Here is a 17862-nt window from a genome sequence, read left to right as displayed (position 1 = left end):
AAAAAGCAAACGTCCCGTCAGTTTGCTGTTCTGCCGGGCTTCGAGGCCCGGCAGTACCCTTCTGTGTAGGCCGGCAGAGACACGGTCCGGGCTGGCCTTATATTTTTGCTTTGGGGTTTTTCGCATTGGCATAAAAGCTTACTTTTGTCATAATTTGAAAGAAATTGAAGCTATGCAGTCACTCAATACCTGTGAAACCGATGTTTACCTTGCCGATGACCTTAGGTCTGATCTGGCGGAGATGATAAAGCCATACAAAGATGAAAAGGTCTTTGTGCTGACCGATGGCACCACCAGACGTCTTTGTTTTCCCCTTATTGAGGATGTGCCAGGCATTGACAGAAATAGGGTAATAGAAATTGCCCCTGGTGACGATGCCAAGGATACCGATGCCCTTATATATGTATGGGCGGCATTGGTGGAAGGAGGTGCAACCCGTCATTCACTGCTTGTAAATCTGGGAGGCGGTATGCCTTGTGATTTGGGCGGATTTGCTGCTGCAACTTTCAAGCGTGGGATAGACTTTATAAATATACCTACAACCTTACTTGCACAGGTTGATGCATCGGTTGGAGGCAAAACAGGTATCAACTTCAAGGGTTATAAGAATGAGATAGGTTCCTTCAAGCAGGCTAAGTATGTGCTTGTTGATACTTCACTGCTCAGGAGTCTGGATGGTCCCAACCTGAAATCGGGTTTTGCCGAGATGATTAAGCATGCCCTGCTTGTGAAGGGGGATCTGCTTAATCGAACAATTGCCTTTGATATATTAAATCCTGACATGGCCATACTTGCCGGTCTGGTTGCTGAGTCAATCAGGATCAAGGATGATATAGTGAGTGATGACCCTTATGAAAAGGGAATCCGAAAGGCATTGAATCTTGGACATACTGCAGGACATGCCATTGAGAGCCTTGCGCTTAAACGCGGTAAACCGGTTCTGCATGGTTATGCCGTAGCCTATGGTATAGTAGTAGAACTTTACCTTGCATGGAAGAAGCTCGGATTTTCTGAGGAGCTACTGCGACTGCTAAGTGAGTATATCTACAAGATCTTCGGTAGATTTGAGATAAGTAAGGGTGATTATACCTACCTCTATGATGCAATGACTCACGATAAAAAGAATTCAAGCGGGCGTATAAATTTTACACTGCTCCGTGAGCCTGGAGATATTGCAATTGATACCCATTGCGAAAGGGAAGAGGTTATTGAAGCACTTGAGTTTTACAGGCAAAGCTACATCTAAGGCAGACCATGTACAGTAGAATGTTATGTTGTTGTTTGTAGAAAGGCAGATGAAATACATAAGGGCGCAGACAGTTGGCTGACAAATTGAGTTGCGTCCGGTTGATTAAGATGAATTATGACACAGTCAATACATATACTACCATTGAAGGAAGTCCTAAAGACTGAAATAGAACTTCCGGCATCCAAGAGCATAAGCAACCGACTGCTTATACTAAATGCTCTCGCTTATAGTCCCTATCCAATAAAGAATCTGTCCGACAGTGACGATACAAGGGCTATGCTCGGAGCTCTCAATTCATCGACCAATCACTTTGACGTCGGTGCTGCCGGGACAACAATGAGGTTTCTTACCGCCTACCTTGCCAAGATTGTTGGCGAGTGGACTATCACCGGCAGTGAGAGAATGAAGCAGCGTCCTATTCATGTGCTTGTTGAGGCATTAAATAGGCTTGGAGCCAGGATTGAGTATCTGGATAAGGAAGGTTATCCTCCATTGAGGATATATGGCAGTGCTTTAAAGGGTGGGGAACTTGAGCTTCCGGGAAATGTAAGTAGTCAGTATGTATCGGCCCTATTGATGATTGCTCCATATATGTTGGAGGGACTCAGTCTTACTTTGACAGGAGATATTACTTCGCGTCCTTATATTCATATGACTCTTAAGCAGATGGAAGCCTTCGGTGTAAAGTGTGAATGGAAGGGAAATACTATAAAGGTTCCAAATGCCGAGTATAAGCCTGTTGAAACAAGGGTAGAGGCCGACTGGAGTGCAGCATCTTACTGGTTTGAAGTAGTAGCCTTTGCTCCTAAGGGGACGACTGTGATTTTGAAAGGACTTAATCGTTACAGTTGGCAAGGTGACTCAGAAGTGGCGCGCCTATTTGAAGGTCTTGGGGTTAAATCCAAACATTCAAGCAGGGGATTAGAACTGCTTAATATCGGTGAAATAATGTCTTCGTTCAAATATGATTTTACTGATCAGCCAGATTTGGCACAGACCTTTGCAGTGACTTGTGCTTTTCTGGGAGTGCCTTTCAAACTAAGTGGACTGCATACCCTCAAGATTAAGGAGACCGACAGAATCAATGCCCTTGTGAATGAACTTGGTAAGTTTGGATTCCTGATAGAGACAAACAATGTTGACTGTATTGAATGGAGCGGCAAGAAGGGCGAAGCTTTGGACAAGATCTCTGTAGCGACATATAAGGATCATCGTATGGCAATGGCCTTTGCCCCTGCTGCTCTTAAGATGGACAAACCCTTTGTTATTGAAGATCCCTCAGTTGTTTCCAAGTCCTATCCCGGCTTCTGGGATGACCTGAAAAAGGTCGGATTTGCTATAGAAGACCAGAAATAAAATTTTGGAGAAGCCTGATTCCACCTGCTATTATAAGCTTATATATCTGAAATGTAAGTCAGTATCGATTAATAATTTAATTGTAGACAGCACAGCCTTTCTGAGGAAAGGCTGTTTTTGTTAGTACCTGGCGCCTGGAGAGGCTTTTGTTATGTTATAAACAGTAGTACAGCAGCTTGCATATTCTTGTGTGCAATGTGGCTGAAAATATGGCAGTAGTTCTTAAAATTTTGCCGCCAAAATGACATGAAAAATCTTGTTTATATGCCATAATGACCTGATATCTAGTGTGGTATATGCTTTGCTATTCTCCTATCAGAAAATGAAAGATGATTAAAAGTCTAACTAAATAAATGGAGGACAAAGCTATGTTAATGAGAAGAACAACCAGAAACGTGCCTGACCTGATCAACATCTTTGATGATTTCTTTGGTGGTGATTTCTTCACTTCACCTGTATTGTCAGGCTATCGCAGCATACCAGCTGTAAATGTTCGTGAAACTGATGATGAATATGCAATTGAGGTGGCTGCCCCTGGATTCTCAAAAGATGACTTCAAAGTTGAGTATCACAACGGAGTATTGACCATCTCAAGTGAAAAGGAAGAAAAGAACGAAGAAAATGGTAAGGGATACTGCCGTAAGGAGTTCAACTACTCAAGTTTCAGTCGTTCATTCTCTGTACCAAGCACTCAGATAGATGATTCTAAGATTGATGCGGTCTACAAAGATGGTATACTGAATGTAACTCTTCACAAACGTGAGGAAGTAAAACCAAAACCTGCACGTATGATTGCGATTAAATAACGCAATTTACAAAAGAACCATCCGAAGAGGATATAAATAAGAAGGGCGTCCCGCTGCAGCGGGGCGCCTTTTTTGCATGACACAGCTTTGTCGGTTAAAAGTGTATTACTAGAAATTGTTGTCCTTATGATTCTGAGTCCTTGCATAGTTCTGGATGTTGATTAAGGGTTCTATGCTGATATTTTCACTGTGAACTCAGGACTTGCTTTAATGTCACGCTATCTATGATGCGGGAACTCTCTTTTAATAATCCGTGGGTAACTGATGGTAAGGTACAGTGAGCGGACTACCATAAAGAGAAACATACTTAGCCACATGGCATGATTACCAAGGTAGGGGAACAGTATGTAAAAAGGCAGGAAAAAAAAGAACACCGCGGCAATGACAACCGACCTTCGCATCTGTACTGATCCTCCAATGCCTATAAAGACCCCGTCGAAGATATAGGTCAGAAAACTCACTAACGGCATCATCACTACCCATAGCAGGTATTGTTTTCCGGTTTCGATTATTTCTGTCTGCCGGGTGAAAAGACTTAGTAATGTTTCACCCAATATCAGGTAGGCCGCTGAGAAAACTATTGCAAAGCCCAATCCCCATCTTAGCAACATATGAACTGAATAGGAGAGCTTCTGCCTATTACGCGCTCCGAACAATTTACCAATAAGGGCCTCGGCTGCATATCCATAACCGTCGAGGAAGTATGAAAACAGCAGCATATACTGTAGCAACACACTGTTTGCTGCAAGTGTTATGTCCCCAATGCCAGCTGACTTAGATGTAAAGAATGTAAAGACCAGAATTACGAAAAGGGTCCGGATAAATATATTGGTGCTTACACTTAAGAAGTTGCTCATATTAGTAAGCAAGATGGAGAGCTTGCGGGTGAAGTAGGGGATAATCCATCTGTACTTTTTAAAGAACAATATCAGAGCCAGTATCAAGCCTACATACTGTGCCAATACTGATCCAAGGGCTACTCCATCAACGTCCATTCCAAAGAGACGAACCAAAACAAAACTTAGTATTATATTGACGATGTTTACTGTAAGTGCAATTACCATTGGATACACAGAGTTTTGCATCCCCAGGTACCAACCGTAGAATACAAACAACATTATTGAGGCTGGAGCATCCCATATCCTGATGGCAAAGTAACGTCTTGCCTGATCCTTGACTTCCGGACTTCCTTCCAGGATGCTGAGTCCTAAATCAGCCAGGGGCATTTGGAATGTAATCAGCAATAGTGAACCGGCTGCTGCAATTAATGCACCACGCTGCATGACGATAGCCATTTCTTCATTGTCAACGCGACCATAGCTCTGTGCAGCCAGTCCGCTGATGCTCATTCTCAGAAAGGCAAAGGCCCAGTAGAGAAAATTGAACAGCGCACTGCCAAGCGCAACACCACCAAGATAGTGTATCGACTCAAGATGCCCCATCAGATACACATCCACCATACCCAGCAGGGGTATGGTGATGTTGGTCAGTACATTCGGAATGGCAAGCCTTAGAATTTCTTTGTTCACCTTTTTAGTATGAAAAATTAGTCAAAAATTTGTGGATGCTTGAACCTTTTTCTATCAACCATGTTTAGTATGTAGGAAAGGTCGAAATAAGGATTTTTTCGTGTATTGTAGATAATGTTGAACTAAAAAATTAAGAGAAAATGGCATTCGAATTACCTAAACTGGATTATGCATACAATGCATTGGAGCCCAATATCGATGCATTGACAATGGAAATACACCATACTAAGCACCATGCTGCATATACAAATAACCTGAATGCAGCATTGGAAGGAACTCCAAATGCAGGTAAGAGCATTGAAGAACTGTTGGCTGGAATCTCAAAGCTTAGTGTTGCAATACGTAATAATGGAGGTGGTTACTACAACCATAACCTGTTCTGGAAAGTAATTGGTCCAAACGGTGGCGGCAAACCAAGTGGAGACCTTCTTGCAGCTATTGAAAAGAACTTTGGTTCATTTGATGCTTTCAAGGAAGAATTTGCAAAGGCTGCAGCTACTCGTTTCGGTTCTGGTTGGGCCTGGCTTGTAAAACAGGCAGATGGCAAACTTGTAATTACATCTACACCAAATCAGGACAATCCGCTTATGGATATCGCAGATGTTAAGGGTACTCCTATTCTTGCACTAGACGTATGGGAACACGCTTATTATCTGAAATATCAGAACCGTCGTCCAGACTATATTTCAGCATTCTGGAATGTAGTGAACTGGAACGAAGTTGCAGCTCGTTTGAAAGGTTGATTATAACATATTGTTCCTAATTAGATTACTGTTATTGATGGGTTGGCCGGCAAAACTGAAGTTTTGCCGGCTTTCTTTTCTGTATTTGCCAGCCGGGACAATAAATTTGTACCCCTTATTGAGTTTTGATTTATCTTTGTTGTTTATTCCGCATAGAAAGGCCATTAACCCTTTGGTCTGTTATTTGTTTTACTCAGAGGAAACTCTCAGGAACCATGGAACTGGTTCCGTAACAAAATTTTGATACTATGGAAATTTCTTTGAATGGTGGCAGGGGCTACAAAAAAATCGAACAATATGATGATGAGATAAATGAAAAGCTTGCAAAGAACTATAGTGAGATATTGCAACTACTTGGCGAAGACATTTCAAGGGAAGGGCTTGAGAAAACTCCTTTGAGGGTTGCCAAGGCTATGCAGTTCCTCACCCAGGGCTATAATATGAACCCTGAAGAGATTGTTCGTTCGGCTATGTTTCGTGAAGACTACCAGCAAATGGTTGTCGTAAAGGATATTGAGCTTTATTCAATTTGTGAGCACCATATGTTACCCTTTTTTGGTAAGGCACACGTAGCTTATATACCTCGTCACCATATTACCGGACTTAGTAAGATTGCCCGTGTCGTAGAAGCTTATGCACGCCGCCTGCAGGTTCAGGAAAGACTTACGACCCAGATAAAGAACTGTATTCAGGATACCCTTAATCCGCTCGGTGTTGCTGTTGTTATTGAGGCTCATCACACATGTATGCAGATGAGGGGTGTTCAGAAACAGCATTCGGTAACTACAACTTCTGATTTTACTGGTGCCTTCCTGAATAGCATTGCTACAAGAGAGGAGTTCTTCAATATCATTGGCTCACGCCTTCACTGATTTGCATTTGATTTGATAGGATAATTCAGTATTACTAACCAGAATAAAACTATTGACTATGAAAAAGATACTTGTTTCATGCTTTGCTCTAATACTATCTGCCAGCATGCTATATGCCGGTGACGGTTTTCAACTTGGCGTAAAGGCCGGTTTCAACTCATCCAGCTTCGATACTTCCAATGGTGTGAAGCTAAACAATGAGACATATCAGAATGTAAAGAATGATTTTAAGAGCGGATATATTCTCGGTGCATGGACTTCATTTCCTCTTGCCGGCAATATCTCCCTGCGTCCTGAAGTATATTACTCAAAGAAGAGTGGTAAAGTTGAGTATGACTCAGCGATTTCCGAAACCCTCAACTATTATAGCTGGGATATACCGGTACTTGTGAAACTCAATATTTTGGATCTCGATGTTGTTAATATTTACGGCCTGGCAGGTCCTGCTCTTTCTATCCGTGCAGATGAGAAGGTTAGCGTTGATGAGCGTAGTTTTGATTCCGGAAAGATGAAGAGTGCAAACTGGAATCTCCAGCTTGGTGCTGGTGTAGAGGTTATGCGCTTTGGCTTGGATGCCCGTTATGAATGGGGATTGAATGATATTTCAAGCAAAAGCGGAATTGACCGCAAAACCAGGGCTTTGATGTTTTCTCTGAGCTACAGACTGTTTTAAAAGCAGGTTGTTAGGATTTTGAGTAGAGGTAGAGGATTTTTGTGCATAACAAAATACCTTTAGTGCCTGGGTACTTAAGAAAATAGTCGGGAGGTAAAATACGGGGAGCCTTATTGCTCCCCGGGATAATACATAACCGCTTTTCCATCTCGTCCATCGATCTGAAGGAGAAGCGGTTCTTTTGTGTCCACATGTCGTATATGCTCAGTTTCATGTCTCGCCTCCAGGGAGTCGAGCCATTGGAAATTGAGCTTGCCCTTGTTGAGATGCATGTTGATATACAGGTAGGCCACCCTGAGCGAAGTCAGATTCTGGAAGAAATGAGTTCCCTGACTTGGATCCACCGAATAGTTTTCTAGACCTATCTCAACAATGGCTCTGGTTCCGGCAATTTGTCCCCATTTTACTGGAACACCCAGCCATGGATCCTGTGAGCCCCATCGTCCTGGACCGATTAGGAGATACGGTTTGTTTTCAGCCTGAAGGAGATCATTTAGCTTTTCTATTTCAGTTACAATCTTAGGATTATTAGATGGCTTGAAATTCTCAGTCTTGATATAGACTATGTCTTTGATATCTGAAATAATCCCATTCCCAAGTGCCGCCTCACTATAAATAAAGGCTTTCTCGGAGTCCTTTACCTTGATGTTGGGACCAAGTGAAACACGACTGTCAACAATGGGCCTGATCTGAAGCAGATAAAAAACTGAAGGACTACCCGGAGGCGTTTGTAAATCGACGGCAAATTCTATCTCAACTGGCTGGTTCATTTCTATCTGACCGACCTTTAGTACTTCCTTCATAATATTTGCAAGTGGGAAGGCATCATACTTCAGAATACTTGCAAAGGTGACTATCGGGTAACCTTCAAAAAAGGTTCCGTCACGGACAACCTGGTTTTGCAAATCAAACATCGAACCTATCCATTTAAGTGAGCCGTCAGCCAGGGCCTGCCTGAGGTCAAGGGTCCTTATATTGATACCATCATCAACTGAAGGTGTAAAGCTGTTTATATCAAGGTCCAAAGCATAAAAGCATTTCTGTGTTTCCCTAAGCATCATATCAGGATTGGAAAGCTGCATTACTTTGGTTGGGTATTCGGGTGAAAAACGAAGCGATACTCCACCTTCAACAATATATTTTCCAAGTCCAAGAGCTACATTAACTATACCTTCCTCAGATTTTTCAGGCGGAATAGGGTAGAAGTTTGATGATCGTCCTACACCCGAAAATGTTGGATAGAAGCGGTTTTCGTGAGCCTGACCAACTATTTCCTGTAACACTATACCCATTCGCTCCTCGTCTATCAGGTTGAGGGTGCTAGACATATAAGCTTTACCAGACTTGAAGTACACTGAAGCATAGACACACTTGATAGCATCGCCCAGCTGTGATGCCATACGGTGGGCATCACTTGTATATGGTACCATGTATGTTGAATAGATGCCTGCGAAGGGTTGATGATGGCTATCCTCGAGCATACTTGATGAGCGTACGGCAATAGGCTTTTTGATAACATTGCAGAATTTCTCAAGCTTTGTGTACAGGTCTTCGGGAAGTGGAGCTGCAACAAACTGTCTTAGAATCTCTTCATCACTGGCATCTGATAAGCCCAGGGGGTAGAGATTGTTACTCTCCATAAAGTTTTCGAAAATATCTACACCCAGAACTACGGTTCTGGGTATTGTTATGATTACATCATCAAAGCTTTTGAATACCGGGTATTTCTTAATAAGAGTGCTAAGGAATGCCAGGCCACGGGCTTTACCTCCAAGGGATCCCTCTCCGATACGCGAGAAGTTGACATACTCATCATAAGTGTTTTCGTCAAAAGTTGCTATTACACCCCGTCCTTTGTACATACGGAAGTGAGCTATAATGTTGTAAAGTTCATATTTCAGCTGCTCAATCTCTGTGTCGGCAGTGACTTTGATCTCTTTGATAACCGAGGCTATTGAAAACAAAGCACGGGCTGTAAGCCATTTGGATATATGATCACGTTTGAAGTGATAGAGCAGGGACTTGTTTGGTATTTTTAGCAGATTCTCCTGGAGTTCCTGCAGGTTGCTTACCCTGGCTATTTCTTCACCGGTATCCGGATCTATAAATACGAAGTCCCCAAAAGCTAAATATGTGGTAAGAAAATCTCTAAGTTCCTGTAACAACAGTTTAGAATGCTTGTGAATAAAGCCCACCTTAATTTCTTTGGCGACAGCCATAAATTTGAGGTCTGAGGACTGTAGCAGAAATGGCATAAAGGGGTTCTCTTTCTTTACCCTGCGTGCCAGGCGAATGCCAGCTGTAGAGTCTTTTATGCCTTTGCGGTTGAAAGAAACGTCGGATATAATACCAAGGATGTTGTTGCTGTACTTGTTGTATAACTCTACAGCTTCTTCGTAAGTACGGGCAAGAAGGATCTTTGGCCGGCCCCTCATTCGCATCATCCTCTGGTGTTCATTTAGACCTTCGGTCATAAACTTACGGGATTGCTGAAAGAGGGTCTTGTATATCAATGGCAGGTAGGAAGAGTAAAAGCGCACGGAGTCTTCTACAAGTAATATGGACTGAACACCAATCTCTGATACGTCAGTGGGTGCATTCATCCCGTCCTCAATAACCTTGATGATGGCAAGCAAAAGGTCAGCATTTCCAAGCCAGCAGAAAATGTAGTCAATGGCACTGGTATCTTCCTTGCTGAGTTTAAGTGATACTTCGCGAGAGAAGGGTGTGAGTACAACGATTGGAATATCCGGGTGACTTTCCTTGATGACCTTGGAAAGAGAAAAGGGGTCCATGCCACCTACGCTAAGCATAGTTATCACCAGGTCTATCTGGTTTTCCTCTATTGCTCTAAATGCAGCCTCAGCAGATGATACCTGAATAAACATGGGAGGGTGGCGCAGGTTAAGCGCCACATATTCGTTGAAGATCTGCTCGTCAATACGACCGTCTTCTTCAAGCATAAAGGCATCATAAGAGCTACATATAAGCAGTACCTTGTGAATTCTTTTCTGCATCAGACGTTCGAAGGCTGTGTCTTCAAACTGGGTCTTTTCGTTGTGATATTTGGTTTCAAGTGACATCTCTTTACGTGTTAAAAGAATTTATCGCGTGTTTAGCTAGTTGTGTATCGATGTTTGTTACTCCCTTTTTGCAAAATAAGCAAATCTTCCTGATTGCTACCCCTTTTATCTTGCCTTTAGGGTCTGGTTTTTCATAATATTGTTTTGTGTAATTTCTTTGCCTGTATAAAAAAGGTTAAATCTGAATATGCTGTCTATATTCTCTTTATTTTTGTATGAATGAATGTTCATTCATTATATGCTTAACTAATTCTAAACGATGGCAAAACTGGCAGATGAGAGTAAGCTGATGAGGATAAAGGAGGCAGCCATAGCTTTGATTGCAGAGAATGGTTATGGGGAGGCAACCATATCCTCAATAGCTTCAAAAGCAGATGTTGCGGTGGGGTATCTTTACCGCTACTACTCAGGTAAGGAGCAGCTGGTTTCCGATATGCTTGATGAGAAGATACGGGATCTGGCTGGCCAGCTGGAGCTAGTCATGGTTTCATGCACAACTATCAGAGAGGTTGTGGAATCTGTGGTTCACTATTTTTTCTGCCTTGCTGAGAGCAGTCCTGATCATATCAGGTTTCTATACAAATTGATTAATGAGTATCGCTTTTCAATACTGCCTGAGCAAATAAGCAGGATAAGGGAGCTTTGCACAAAGTTGCTCAGAATTGGAATAGAGACCGGAGAGATATCAGATGCTTTCTCTGAGGAAGAGATATTTCTAATGACAGTAATCTATCCTATTGGATTCATTAATATCAGATTTAAGCAGCACTTTAACTCCACTTTGCTTGGCCCGGAGGATGAAAAGAAGGTTGTAGCCCTTTGTATGAGTGCACTTAGAGGTTAAATGCAATAACAGGTTAAATATATGAAAAGAGTAATTGTATCGGTTGTTTTTTTACAGGCACTGTGTGGTATTTTAGCACAGGAAGCTAAGCATACTCTTACATTTGTTGAAGCAGTGGAAACGGCTTTGTCCAATAACGAAAGTATAAGGCAGGCAGTGCTTCATAGACGTCAGGCTGAAGCTGAAATTAAGGCAAACCGCACTTTAAGGCTTCCGCAGGTCTCGCTGAATGCAAGTTATGTCATCCTGTCGGATGACATAAGTATTGACATGACAGGGGTGAGGGATGCGATCACGCCATTGTATAGTGCATTGTCACAGTATGGTAATTTCAGTGGAGTACCCAACCCTGATCCTAATACTTCTGGGATGATGCCTGTATTGCCCGACAATATTTCAACTGAAGCTGTCAGGGGGCAACTTGCAGAGGGGCTAGTAAAGGTGCAGGGTGCTGAGTGGGACAAGTTGATTCAGAAACAACAATTTGGTACTGTTTCGGCAGGCGTCACCTGGCCACTGTTTACCGGAGGGAAGATTAATGCTGCCAATAATGCTGCAAGGATACGACTGGATGAGGCTGTTGAAATGGAAAGGGAAAAGACAGCTGCTTTGTTGTCAGAGTTGGTGGAGAGGTATTTTGGTTTGTCTCTGGCTATTGAAGCAGCCAATGTTAGACTGGATGTGCTGAAAGCTATGGAGGAGCACCTTGCCGATGCCCAAAAACTTTTCGATGAAGGCATGCTTGCAAGGGCTGAACTGCTTCATGCGCAGGTATATCACGCGGAGGCTGAAAGAGAATACAGGAAAGCTGCAAGGCAGGTTGATTTGTTGAACAAGGCTCTTGCCAATACGCTTGCCGACAGTACTGGAATCAGTTATCTACCGGTTACTCCTCTGTTTTACAATGAAAGTGTCGAACCTGCTGAATTTTTCAAATTACAATCTGTGCAAAACAATCCTTTGTTGAGACAGGTATATGCAAAGCAGGGACTGGCCGGGCAGGCTGCAAAGGCTGAGCGATCAGATTTAATGCCTACAGTAGCAGCCTTTGGATTGTACAATATTGCTGATTATGACCTATCACCACAGGTGTCTGACTATGTAGCAGGTATTACTCTAAGCTGGAAAATATTTGGAGGCACTTCAGCTCGTCACAAGTATAAAGCTGCCAGATTACTTGAAGATCAGGTTGAACAGGCAAAAAATAAAGCTGTCAGAGACATTGAGATGGGGATTGAAAAGTATCATCAGGAACTCTATATGGCAGTTGAGCAACTACATGAGCTTAAGACTGCTGCTGAGTTTGCTGATGAATATTACAGAGTTCGTCTGAATGCCTTTAGTGAAGGATTGGCATCAAGTACAGATGTAACAGATGCATCGCTGGCTGTTGCCAAGGTCAGAGTTGAGCAGCTTCAGGCTAAATACAATTATGATCTTACTCTGGCACGGCTTTTAGAACTTGCAGGTATCCCGGAATATTTCAATACCTATATGAATACAGGAGTAAAGTAAAGTATCCTTATACGAAATTAACTGAAAAGCAATGAAACAGAAGAGTGCAATAATTGCAGGAGCTATTGCATCAGCCCTGCTGATATTTCTTATCTACACAACATGGTTGCTAGTTCGTGAAGTTCCTGTAGAACTTCAGGGTGAAGCCGAAGCCAGACAGATGAAGGTTTCTTTGAAACTAACCGGACGTATTGACTCCATGGCCGTATATCGCGGACAGAGTGTAAACAAGGGTGACTTTCTTTATTCAATCTCAAGTCCAGAAGTGGATGCCAGGATGAGTCAGGCTGAAGCTGTAAAAACAGCTGCCGAAGCTCAGCATAAGAAAGCAAAAACAGGTGCTCAGGAAGAGGATATCCGTGCTGCTTACAACAACTATCAAAAAGCATCTGCTGCTCTTGAGTTTGCCAGAAAGAGCTACACAAGGGTAAAAAACCTGTATGACAATGGTGTGGTACCTGCTCAAAAGTTGGATGAAACTGAGATGCAACTTAAAATTGCAGAACAAACTGCAGAGGCTGCCAAGGCTATATGGGAGAAGGCTGAAGGTGGGGCTCGTATTGAAGACAAAGAAGCTGCCGGTGCGCTTGTAAAGCAGGCAGAAGGTGTCGTAGCTGAAGTGGCTTCATATCTTGAAGAAACACGAGCCTACGCTCCAATTGCAGGAGAGATAGCAAATATTATGTCGGAGGTTGGTGAGCTTACTCCTGCGGGTTTCCCGGTTGTTACACTGGTTGACCTTGATGATATATGGATAGTTTTCAATATTCGTGAGGATTTGCTTTCTCCAATCCGCAAGGGAACACGCTTTGAAGGTCGCATACCGGCACTGGGAGGAGAGAAGCAGTTATTTGAGGTAACATATATCAGTGTCCAGGGGGACTATGCAACATGGAATGCTACCAAGTCCTCGGGTGATTTTGATAAGAAAACCTTTGAAGTTCATGCACGTCCCGTAGCTAAGATCGAAGGATTACGACCGGGCATGAGTGTGTTGGTTAATTGGGATGCTATTGCAGACAAGGCAAAAAAGGAGTAGATAAATGAGAAATCTTAGGTTTCCGCAGTGGGTTCATGACTGGTGGAATGTCCTTAACAGGGAATTTGTACGGTTCTCGGGCAACAGGGTTTATCTGTTCATCGCGTTGGCCGGTCCACTGCTCTCATTCTTTCTGGTTATGAATATTTTCCTGGCCGGAAATCCATCCGACCTGCCTTTGGCTGTTGTGGATCTCGATGATAGCCAGATGTCACGCCAGGTAATCAGAATGATTGATGCTACCCGCTCGGTTAGTGTATCCAGTCGCCCTGCTTCATTGCATGATGGCAATGAAGCTATGCTAAAGGGGCAGGTATATGCCGTTTTGTACATTCCATATGATTTCAGTAAGTCAGTGCTTAAAGGTGAGGGCTCTGAACTTGTTATGTATGTAAACAATTCAAATGTGCTTAATGGGGGACTGATTCAAAGTGCTGTTATCAAAGCGGTCTCAACATACTCTACTGGTGTCAAATTGCAGGTTGCTATGAAGGGTGGCATGGCTCAGGAACAAGCACTTCAGCAGGTCTATCCTTTGCGCCTAGATACTCATGAGTTGTTTAATCCATATATCAACTACTCATACTTTCTTTCATCAACCTTAATGCCCCTGCTTATTACTGTATTTACATTGTTGGGAGCTGTTTATGTAATAGGTATTGAATTGAGGGAGGGTACCGCCGGTGAATGGATTAAAACTGCCGGAGGATCTATGTGGGTAGCTCTGGGAGGAAAGCTGGCTCCCTATACCTTGCTTATGTGCGTCAATGTAGCAGTGATGCACTTTATACTGGTACAGCACCTTGGATTTCCAATCAAGGGATCATGGGCAGCAATTATGGCAGCAGAGCTTTTTATGATATTAGCTTACCAGATGGTAGCTGTATTTCTGCTTGCAGTTACTGCAAATACGAGGTTATCCCTTTCTCTGGCAAGTGGTTATTCAATGATAGCATTCTCTTATTCGGGCCTTACATTTCCGATAGCAGGAATGCCAATGTTGGCTAAGATAGCAGCCAACATCTTTCCATATTACCATTGGATGAAGGTGTTTCTTGGGCAGAGCTTGCGTAATGAACCTTTATCAAATGCAAGTGGTCCATTCCTGGGGCTTTTAACCTTTATCCTGATTGGCATTCTGTTATTCCCAAGATTGAAATATTTGTTGACAGAGCCCAGGTTTTATAACAGAATCTGATCGTACGGGATTTGAGACAAAGAATGTAAAATGAAGAATTATATAAAGAGCGGACTAATTCTTACAGGCCAGACCTTCCAAAGGGAGTTTACGGCTATTATTAAGGATCCGGGAGCATTGCTAATACTCTTTCTTGCCTTGATTATTTATCCGATTATTTATGGGATAGCATACAAGAATGAAGTATTGCGTGATCTTAAGGTTGCAGTAGTTGACCTTGACAGAACGGCTACTTCCAGAACCCTGTCAAGGATGATAGATGCTACTGCTGATTTGCATGTGGCAAGTAGACCAGCTTCAATGGCTGAAGCTGAAGCTTTGTTTTACAGTGGCGAAGTTCATGGTGTATTCCTGATTCCGGAAGGTCTGGAAAAGGCCATGATGAAGGGTGGACAAAGTGTGTTGAGTGTATATTGTGATGCAGGATACTTCCTTATGTATAAGCAGACACTTTCCGCAGCTATGAAGTCCTCTGGGACCTTTGGTGCAGGGGTGGAGATTAAGCGCTATATGGCCAGAGGTAAGACAGTTGATGAGGCAATGGCAATGCGTGATCCAGTAAGTATAAAAACAGTCACTCTGTATAATCCACAAGGAGGCTATAATTCCTTTGTTTTGCCTGGTTTACTGATTGTGTTGCTGCAACAGACTTTGTTGATTGGAATCGGTTTGCTTGGAGGAACGGAGAGGGAAGCCGGTCGTGCAAGGTTTGCCATCCCGAGATCTCTAACCAGGGGAGGAGTAGTTCCTATCGTTTGTGGAAAGGCTTTTGCATATTTGCTGGTTTATATTGTGAATCTGATTATCACTCAGGTGTGGGTCTATCACTGGTATAAGTTGCCTAATCTCGGAGGTTTTTTCCCAGCAATTGCTCTGGCGCTTCCTTTCCTTGTAGCAGTTATCTTTCTGGGAATTGCATTGTCAACCTTTTTTGAGAAGCGGGAGCATTCGATTCTCTTTGTTGTATTCCTGTCCCCGGTGATAATGTTCCTTACAGGTCTTTCCTGGCCGGTTTCTGCCATTCCTGGATGGTTGGATACAATAGGGCGTATTTTCCCTACGCGAACTATGGTTACAGCCTGGATTAGAGTTAGGACTATGGGTGCAGATTTCCAACATATTAAAGCGGATATTGCCGAACTCTTGCTTCAGGCCTTGGTTTACTTTATTCTTGCAATAGTGTTGTATTATTTGGCTGCAAGAAGACTGGAGAAGTCAGGGGATACCGATTCTGAATAAGATAATTAGTCTCAGATATTTTACTTTATTGTCTGATAGAATAGGGATAGGTAATCTGTGGAGAAGGATTAACCTTACCAAATCATAGCAGAATATAACCGAGCAGCTTAAACGGGAAAAAATAAAGAGGGCACCTCATGTGAGGCACCCTCTTTGTTTTATACCTAGACTATAGGCCTTAGTTATTAGCTATATAATCACCTTTTCTGGCCGAGTAGCTGATTTTCAGCGCTTGTGCTTTACGCAGAGCCTGTTTTACATCAGTGATAATACCCATTGGACAATCATAGTCTGCCTTAATGGATACGGTCATCAAAGGACGATCGTTTTCACTCATAGACTCGCGTTCCTGAACGATGTAACTTTGAATATCATCAACGGAAGCGAACTGGTCATTAAGTTGAAGGCGTGGTTCAGTACCAAATTTTGATTGAAAAGAGCTTTGAGGCACACCAACATAAATATAGGTTACCAGAGACTTCTTTTCAAGCTTTGTTACTTCTGATGCCTCAGGATTACGAACCCTCACCTTAAGTTCAACGTCACGCATGGAAGTACTTACCATGAAGAAGAACAGTAGCATGAATACGATGTCGGGCAGGGATGCGGTATTAAGACCACCTACGCCTCTCTTATCTTTTTTTCTAAACTTACTCATAGTTACTTTCCTCCTTTCACGTTACGTGGTTCGGCTTCAGAAATCCTTTGTGGATAAACTTCCTTACGGATTATATCCTGCTCTTCTGATGTTAGATCATCAAAGGGAGCGCCAAAATATGCTTTTGCAAATTCATTACGAAGCTCGTTATAAGCCTTCTGCAACTCGTTTTGTACCGCCAGATATGTCTGATACTGTGTACCCCTGTCGTTTTGAAGAGAGATAGTTGCTTTTGGTGTTACCAATACAACTCCTACGCGAGATATCTCCTTTGCTTCTTTTTCAGGGAGATGAGCTTCGTTCATAGGATTCAGGATGAAATTCTTGGCTGCATCCTTAAGATCCCTAAGCTGCATTGGTGCACCTTCAACAAGTAACTGGTTCTGAGAATTTATCAATATTTCAAAAACGTTACGTTCCCTGATTGGGGGTGTATCATCCTCAACCTTTTCCGGCACAGGGGGGGGAAGCATACGTCCCAACCCCGTATCAGTATTCATGGTAGTAACCATCATAAAGAAACAGAGCAGCAAAAAGGCAATGTCGGCCATTGAGGCAGCATTAATTTCGCCTACCCTTCTTTTTCCTTTTGCCATACTACTTATTATTTTTTATAATAGCACTCCTGATTTCAAATCCAATTACTGCCAATACTGTTACTATTCCAAGTGCATAGAATGTGAAAACACCTGTATCTGTAACCTTTAACATTGACGGTACGTTGTCTGATCCTTCGTAGCCAGGGATATTCAGAGGTGTTCCGTCTGCACTCAGGTAAGCTATTGCTACTACAACTAAAATCAATAAGAATGACACTACTGATTTTATTGAACTAGCTGGAGAAGACACTATGTTTATTATCTCAAGTATCAATACCAGTGTAGTACAAATGAACAGGATTCCATATGTGTAAAACAACATGGTATCCAGGTATACAGGTGTTTGTAGATTAGCCCCTTCAACATCTCCACCCATCAGGGTTAACAGTACCAGAAATATGGATACTGCAAAGAGAAGCCAAAGGATTGGTGTTGTTATTTTTGATATTTTCATTGCTA

16 protein-coding genes are annotated in these 17862 nt (G+C 42.6%); 11 read left to right on the top strand and 5 right to left on the bottom strand.

What is annotated here, in order from left to right; all coding sequences use genetic code 11:
* Nucleotides 1-172: 172 nt before the first annotated feature.
* From M9189_RS11670 to M9189_RS11660, 3 genes are all read left to right on the top strand, one after another.
* Complete coding sequence (locus M9189_RS11670) at nt 173-1246, top strand: 3-dehydroquinate synthase (protein ID WP_250723451.1); 1074 nt, start codon at nt 173-175, stop codon at nt 1244-1246.
* 117 nt (nt 1247-1363) lie between these two features.
* Complete coding sequence (aroA, locus tag M9189_RS11665) at nt 1364-2605, top strand: 3-phosphoshikimate 1-carboxyvinyltransferase (RefSeq protein ID WP_250723450.1); 1242 nt, start codon at nt 1364-1366, stop codon at nt 2603-2605.
* A gap of 374 nt (nt 2606-2979) precedes the next feature.
* Nucleotides 2980-3411: an Hsp20/alpha crystallin family protein gene (locus tag M9189_RS11660; RefSeq protein ID WP_250723449.1), complete on the top strand. Its 432-nt coding sequence runs from the start codon at nt 2980-2982 to the stop codon at nt 3409-3411.
* A gap of 218 nt (nt 3412-3629) precedes the next feature.
* Here the strand turns inward: M9189_RS11660 and M9189_RS11655 are convergent, their stop codons facing one another.
* The gene (locus M9189_RS11655) at nt 3630-4940 is read right to left on the bottom strand and encodes an MATE family efflux transporter (RefSeq protein WP_250723448.1); all 1311 of its coding nucleotides are present in this window, start codon (nt 4938-4940) and stop codon (nt 3630-3632) included.
* 140 nt (nt 4941-5080) lie between these two features.
* On the opposite strand from M9189_RS11655, the gene M9189_RS11650 reads away from it, so the two are divergent.
* The 3 genes from M9189_RS11650 (at nt 5081) to M9189_RS11640 (ending at nt 7228) form a co-directional block, all read left to right on the top strand.
* Nucleotides 5081-5683 carry a superoxide dismutase gene (locus M9189_RS11650; protein ID WP_250723446.1) on the top strand — a complete coding sequence of 201 codons (603 nt, stop codon included), beginning with the start codon at nt 5081-5083 and terminating at the stop codon, nt 5681-5683.
* A gap of 248 nt (nt 5684-5931) precedes the next feature.
* A complete protein-coding gene (gene folE, locus M9189_RS11645; RefSeq protein WP_250723445.1) occupies nt 5932-6555 on the top strand; it encodes a GTP cyclohydrolase I FolE in 624 nt (207 codons plus the stop codon).
* A 58-nt stretch (nt 6556-6613) separates the two neighbouring features.
* Nucleotides 6614-7228 carry a porin family protein gene (locus M9189_RS11640; protein ID WP_250723443.1) on the top strand — a complete coding sequence of 205 codons (615 nt, stop codon included), beginning with the start codon at nt 6614-6616 and terminating at the stop codon, nt 7226-7228.
* A 110-nt stretch (nt 7229-7338) separates the two neighbouring features.
* Here M9189_RS11640 and M9189_RS11635 read toward each other — a convergent pair whose 3' ends face one another.
* Nucleotides 7339-10311 (bottom strand): PEP/pyruvate-binding domain-containing protein, encoded by a 2973-nt coding sequence (locus M9189_RS11635; protein ID WP_250723442.1) that lies wholly within the window; start codon nt 10309-10311, stop codon nt 7339-7341.
* Between the two features lie 259 nt (nt 10312-10570).
* Here M9189_RS11635 and M9189_RS11630 point away from each other — a divergent pair, with 259 nt between their 5' ends.
* From M9189_RS11630 to M9189_RS11610, 5 genes are read left to right on the top strand one after another with little or no spacing between them, the layout of a single operon-like run.
* Nucleotides 10571-11155: a TetR/AcrR family transcriptional regulator gene (locus M9189_RS11630; RefSeq protein ID WP_250723440.1), complete on the top strand. Its 585-nt coding sequence runs from the start codon at nt 10571-10573 to the stop codon at nt 11153-11155.
* 21 nt (nt 11156-11176) lie between these two features.
* A complete protein-coding gene (locus tag M9189_RS11625) occupies nt 11177-12670 on the top strand; it encodes a TolC family protein (RefSeq protein ID WP_250723438.1) in 1494 nt (497 codons plus the stop codon).
* Nucleotides 12671-12701: 31 nt separating this feature from the next.
* A complete protein-coding gene (locus tag M9189_RS11620) occupies nt 12702-13709 on the top strand; it encodes an HlyD family secretion protein (RefSeq protein WP_250723436.1) in 1008 nt (335 codons plus the stop codon).
* A 4-nt stretch (nt 13710-13713) separates the two neighbouring features.
* On the top strand, nt 13714-14907 hold the full coding sequence (locus M9189_RS11615) for an ABC transporter permease (RefSeq protein ID WP_250723434.1): 1194 nt from the start codon (nt 13714-13716) through the stop codon (nt 14905-14907).
* 30 nt (nt 14908-14937) lie between these two features.
* Nucleotides 14938-16146, top strand: a complete 1209-nt coding sequence (locus tag M9189_RS11610; RefSeq protein WP_250723433.1) for an ABC transporter permease — start codon at nt 14938-14940, stop codon at nt 16144-16146.
* Nucleotides 16147-16324: 178 nt separating this feature from the next.
* Here M9189_RS11610 and M9189_RS11605 read toward each other — a convergent pair whose 3' ends face one another.
* The 3 genes from M9189_RS11605 to M9189_RS11595 are packed head-to-tail and all read right to left on the bottom strand — an operon-like array spanning nt 16325 to nt 17857.
* The gene (locus M9189_RS11605; RefSeq protein ID WP_250723431.1) at nt 16325-16804 is read right to left on the bottom strand and encodes an ExbD/TolR family protein; all 480 of its coding nucleotides are present in this window, start codon (nt 16802-16804) and stop codon (nt 16325-16327) included.
* Between the two features lie 2 nt (nt 16805-16806).
* Nucleotides 16807-17400, bottom strand: a complete 594-nt coding sequence (locus M9189_RS11600) for an ExbD/TolR family protein (protein WP_250723429.1) — start codon at nt 17398-17400, stop codon at nt 16807-16809.
* Between the two features lies 1 nt (nt 17401).
* Nucleotides 17402-17857 carry a hypothetical protein gene (locus M9189_RS11595; RefSeq protein WP_250723428.1) on the bottom strand — a complete coding sequence of 152 codons (456 nt, stop codon included), beginning with the start codon at nt 17855-17857 and terminating at the stop codon, nt 17402-17404.
* Nucleotides 17858-17862 lie beyond the last annotated feature (5 nt).

It is taken from the genome of Xiashengella succiniciproducens, from assembly GCF_023674465.1.
Lineage (GTDB): Bacteria > Bacteroidota > Bacteroidia > Bacteroidales > Marinilabiliaceae > Geofilum > Geofilum succiniciproducens.
Note: the sequence above shows the minus strand (reverse complement) of the source record. Positions and strands in the feature narration are given on the sequence as shown.

Bases quoted from the DNA above. Each gene is read 5' to 3' on its own strand.
- M9189_RS11670 (WP_250723451.1), top strand. From the start codon at position 173: ATGCAGTCACTCAATACCTGTGAAACCGATGTTTACCTTGCCGATGAC.
- aroA (WP_250723450.1), top strand. From the start codon at position 1,364: ATGACACAGTCAATACATATACTACCATTGAAGGAAGTCCTAAAGACT.
- M9189_RS11660 (WP_250723449.1), top strand. From the start codon at position 2,980: ATGAGAAGAACAACCAGAAACGTGCCTGACCTGATCAACATCTTTGAT.
- M9189_RS11650 (WP_250723446.1), top strand. From the start codon at position 5,081: ATGGCATTCGAATTACCTAAACTGGATTATGCATACAATGCATTGGAG.
- folE (WP_250723445.1), top strand. From the start codon at position 5,932: ATGGAAATTTCTTTGAATGGTGGCAGGGGCTACAAAAAAATCGAACAA.
- M9189_RS11640 (WP_250723443.1), top strand. From the start codon at position 6,614: ATGAAAAAGATACTTGTTTCATGCTTTGCTCTAATACTATCTGCCAGC.
- M9189_RS11635 (WP_250723442.1), bottom strand. From the start codon at position 10,311: ATGTCACTTGAAACCAAATATCACAACGAAAAGACCCAGTTTGAAGAC.
- M9189_RS11630 (WP_250723440.1), top strand. From the start codon at position 10,571: ATGGCAAAACTGGCAGATGAGAGTAAGCTGATGAGGATAAAGGAGGCA.
- M9189_RS11625 (WP_250723438.1), top strand. From the start codon at position 11,177: ATGAAAAGAGTAATTGTATCGGTTGTTTTTTTACAGGCACTGTGTGGT.
- M9189_RS11620 (WP_250723436.1), top strand. From the start codon at position 12,702: ATGAAACAGAAGAGTGCAATAATTGCAGGAGCTATTGCATCAGCCCTG.
- M9189_RS11615 (WP_250723434.1), top strand. From the start codon at position 13,714: ATGAGAAATCTTAGGTTTCCGCAGTGGGTTCATGACTGGTGGAATGTC.
- M9189_RS11610 (WP_250723433.1), top strand. From the start codon at position 14,938: ATGAAGAATTATATAAAGAGCGGACTAATTCTTACAGGCCAGACCTTC.
- M9189_RS11605 (WP_250723431.1), bottom strand. From the start codon at position 16,804: ATGAGTAAGTTTAGAAAAAAAGATAAGAGAGGCGTAGGTGGTCTTAAT.
- M9189_RS11600 (WP_250723429.1), bottom strand. From the start codon at position 17,400: ATGGCAAAAGGAAAAAGAAGGGTAGGCGAAATTAATGCTGCCTCAATG.
- M9189_RS11595 (WP_250723428.1), bottom strand. From the start codon at position 17,857: ATGAAAATATCAAAAATAACAACACCAATCCTTTGGCTTCTCTTTGCA.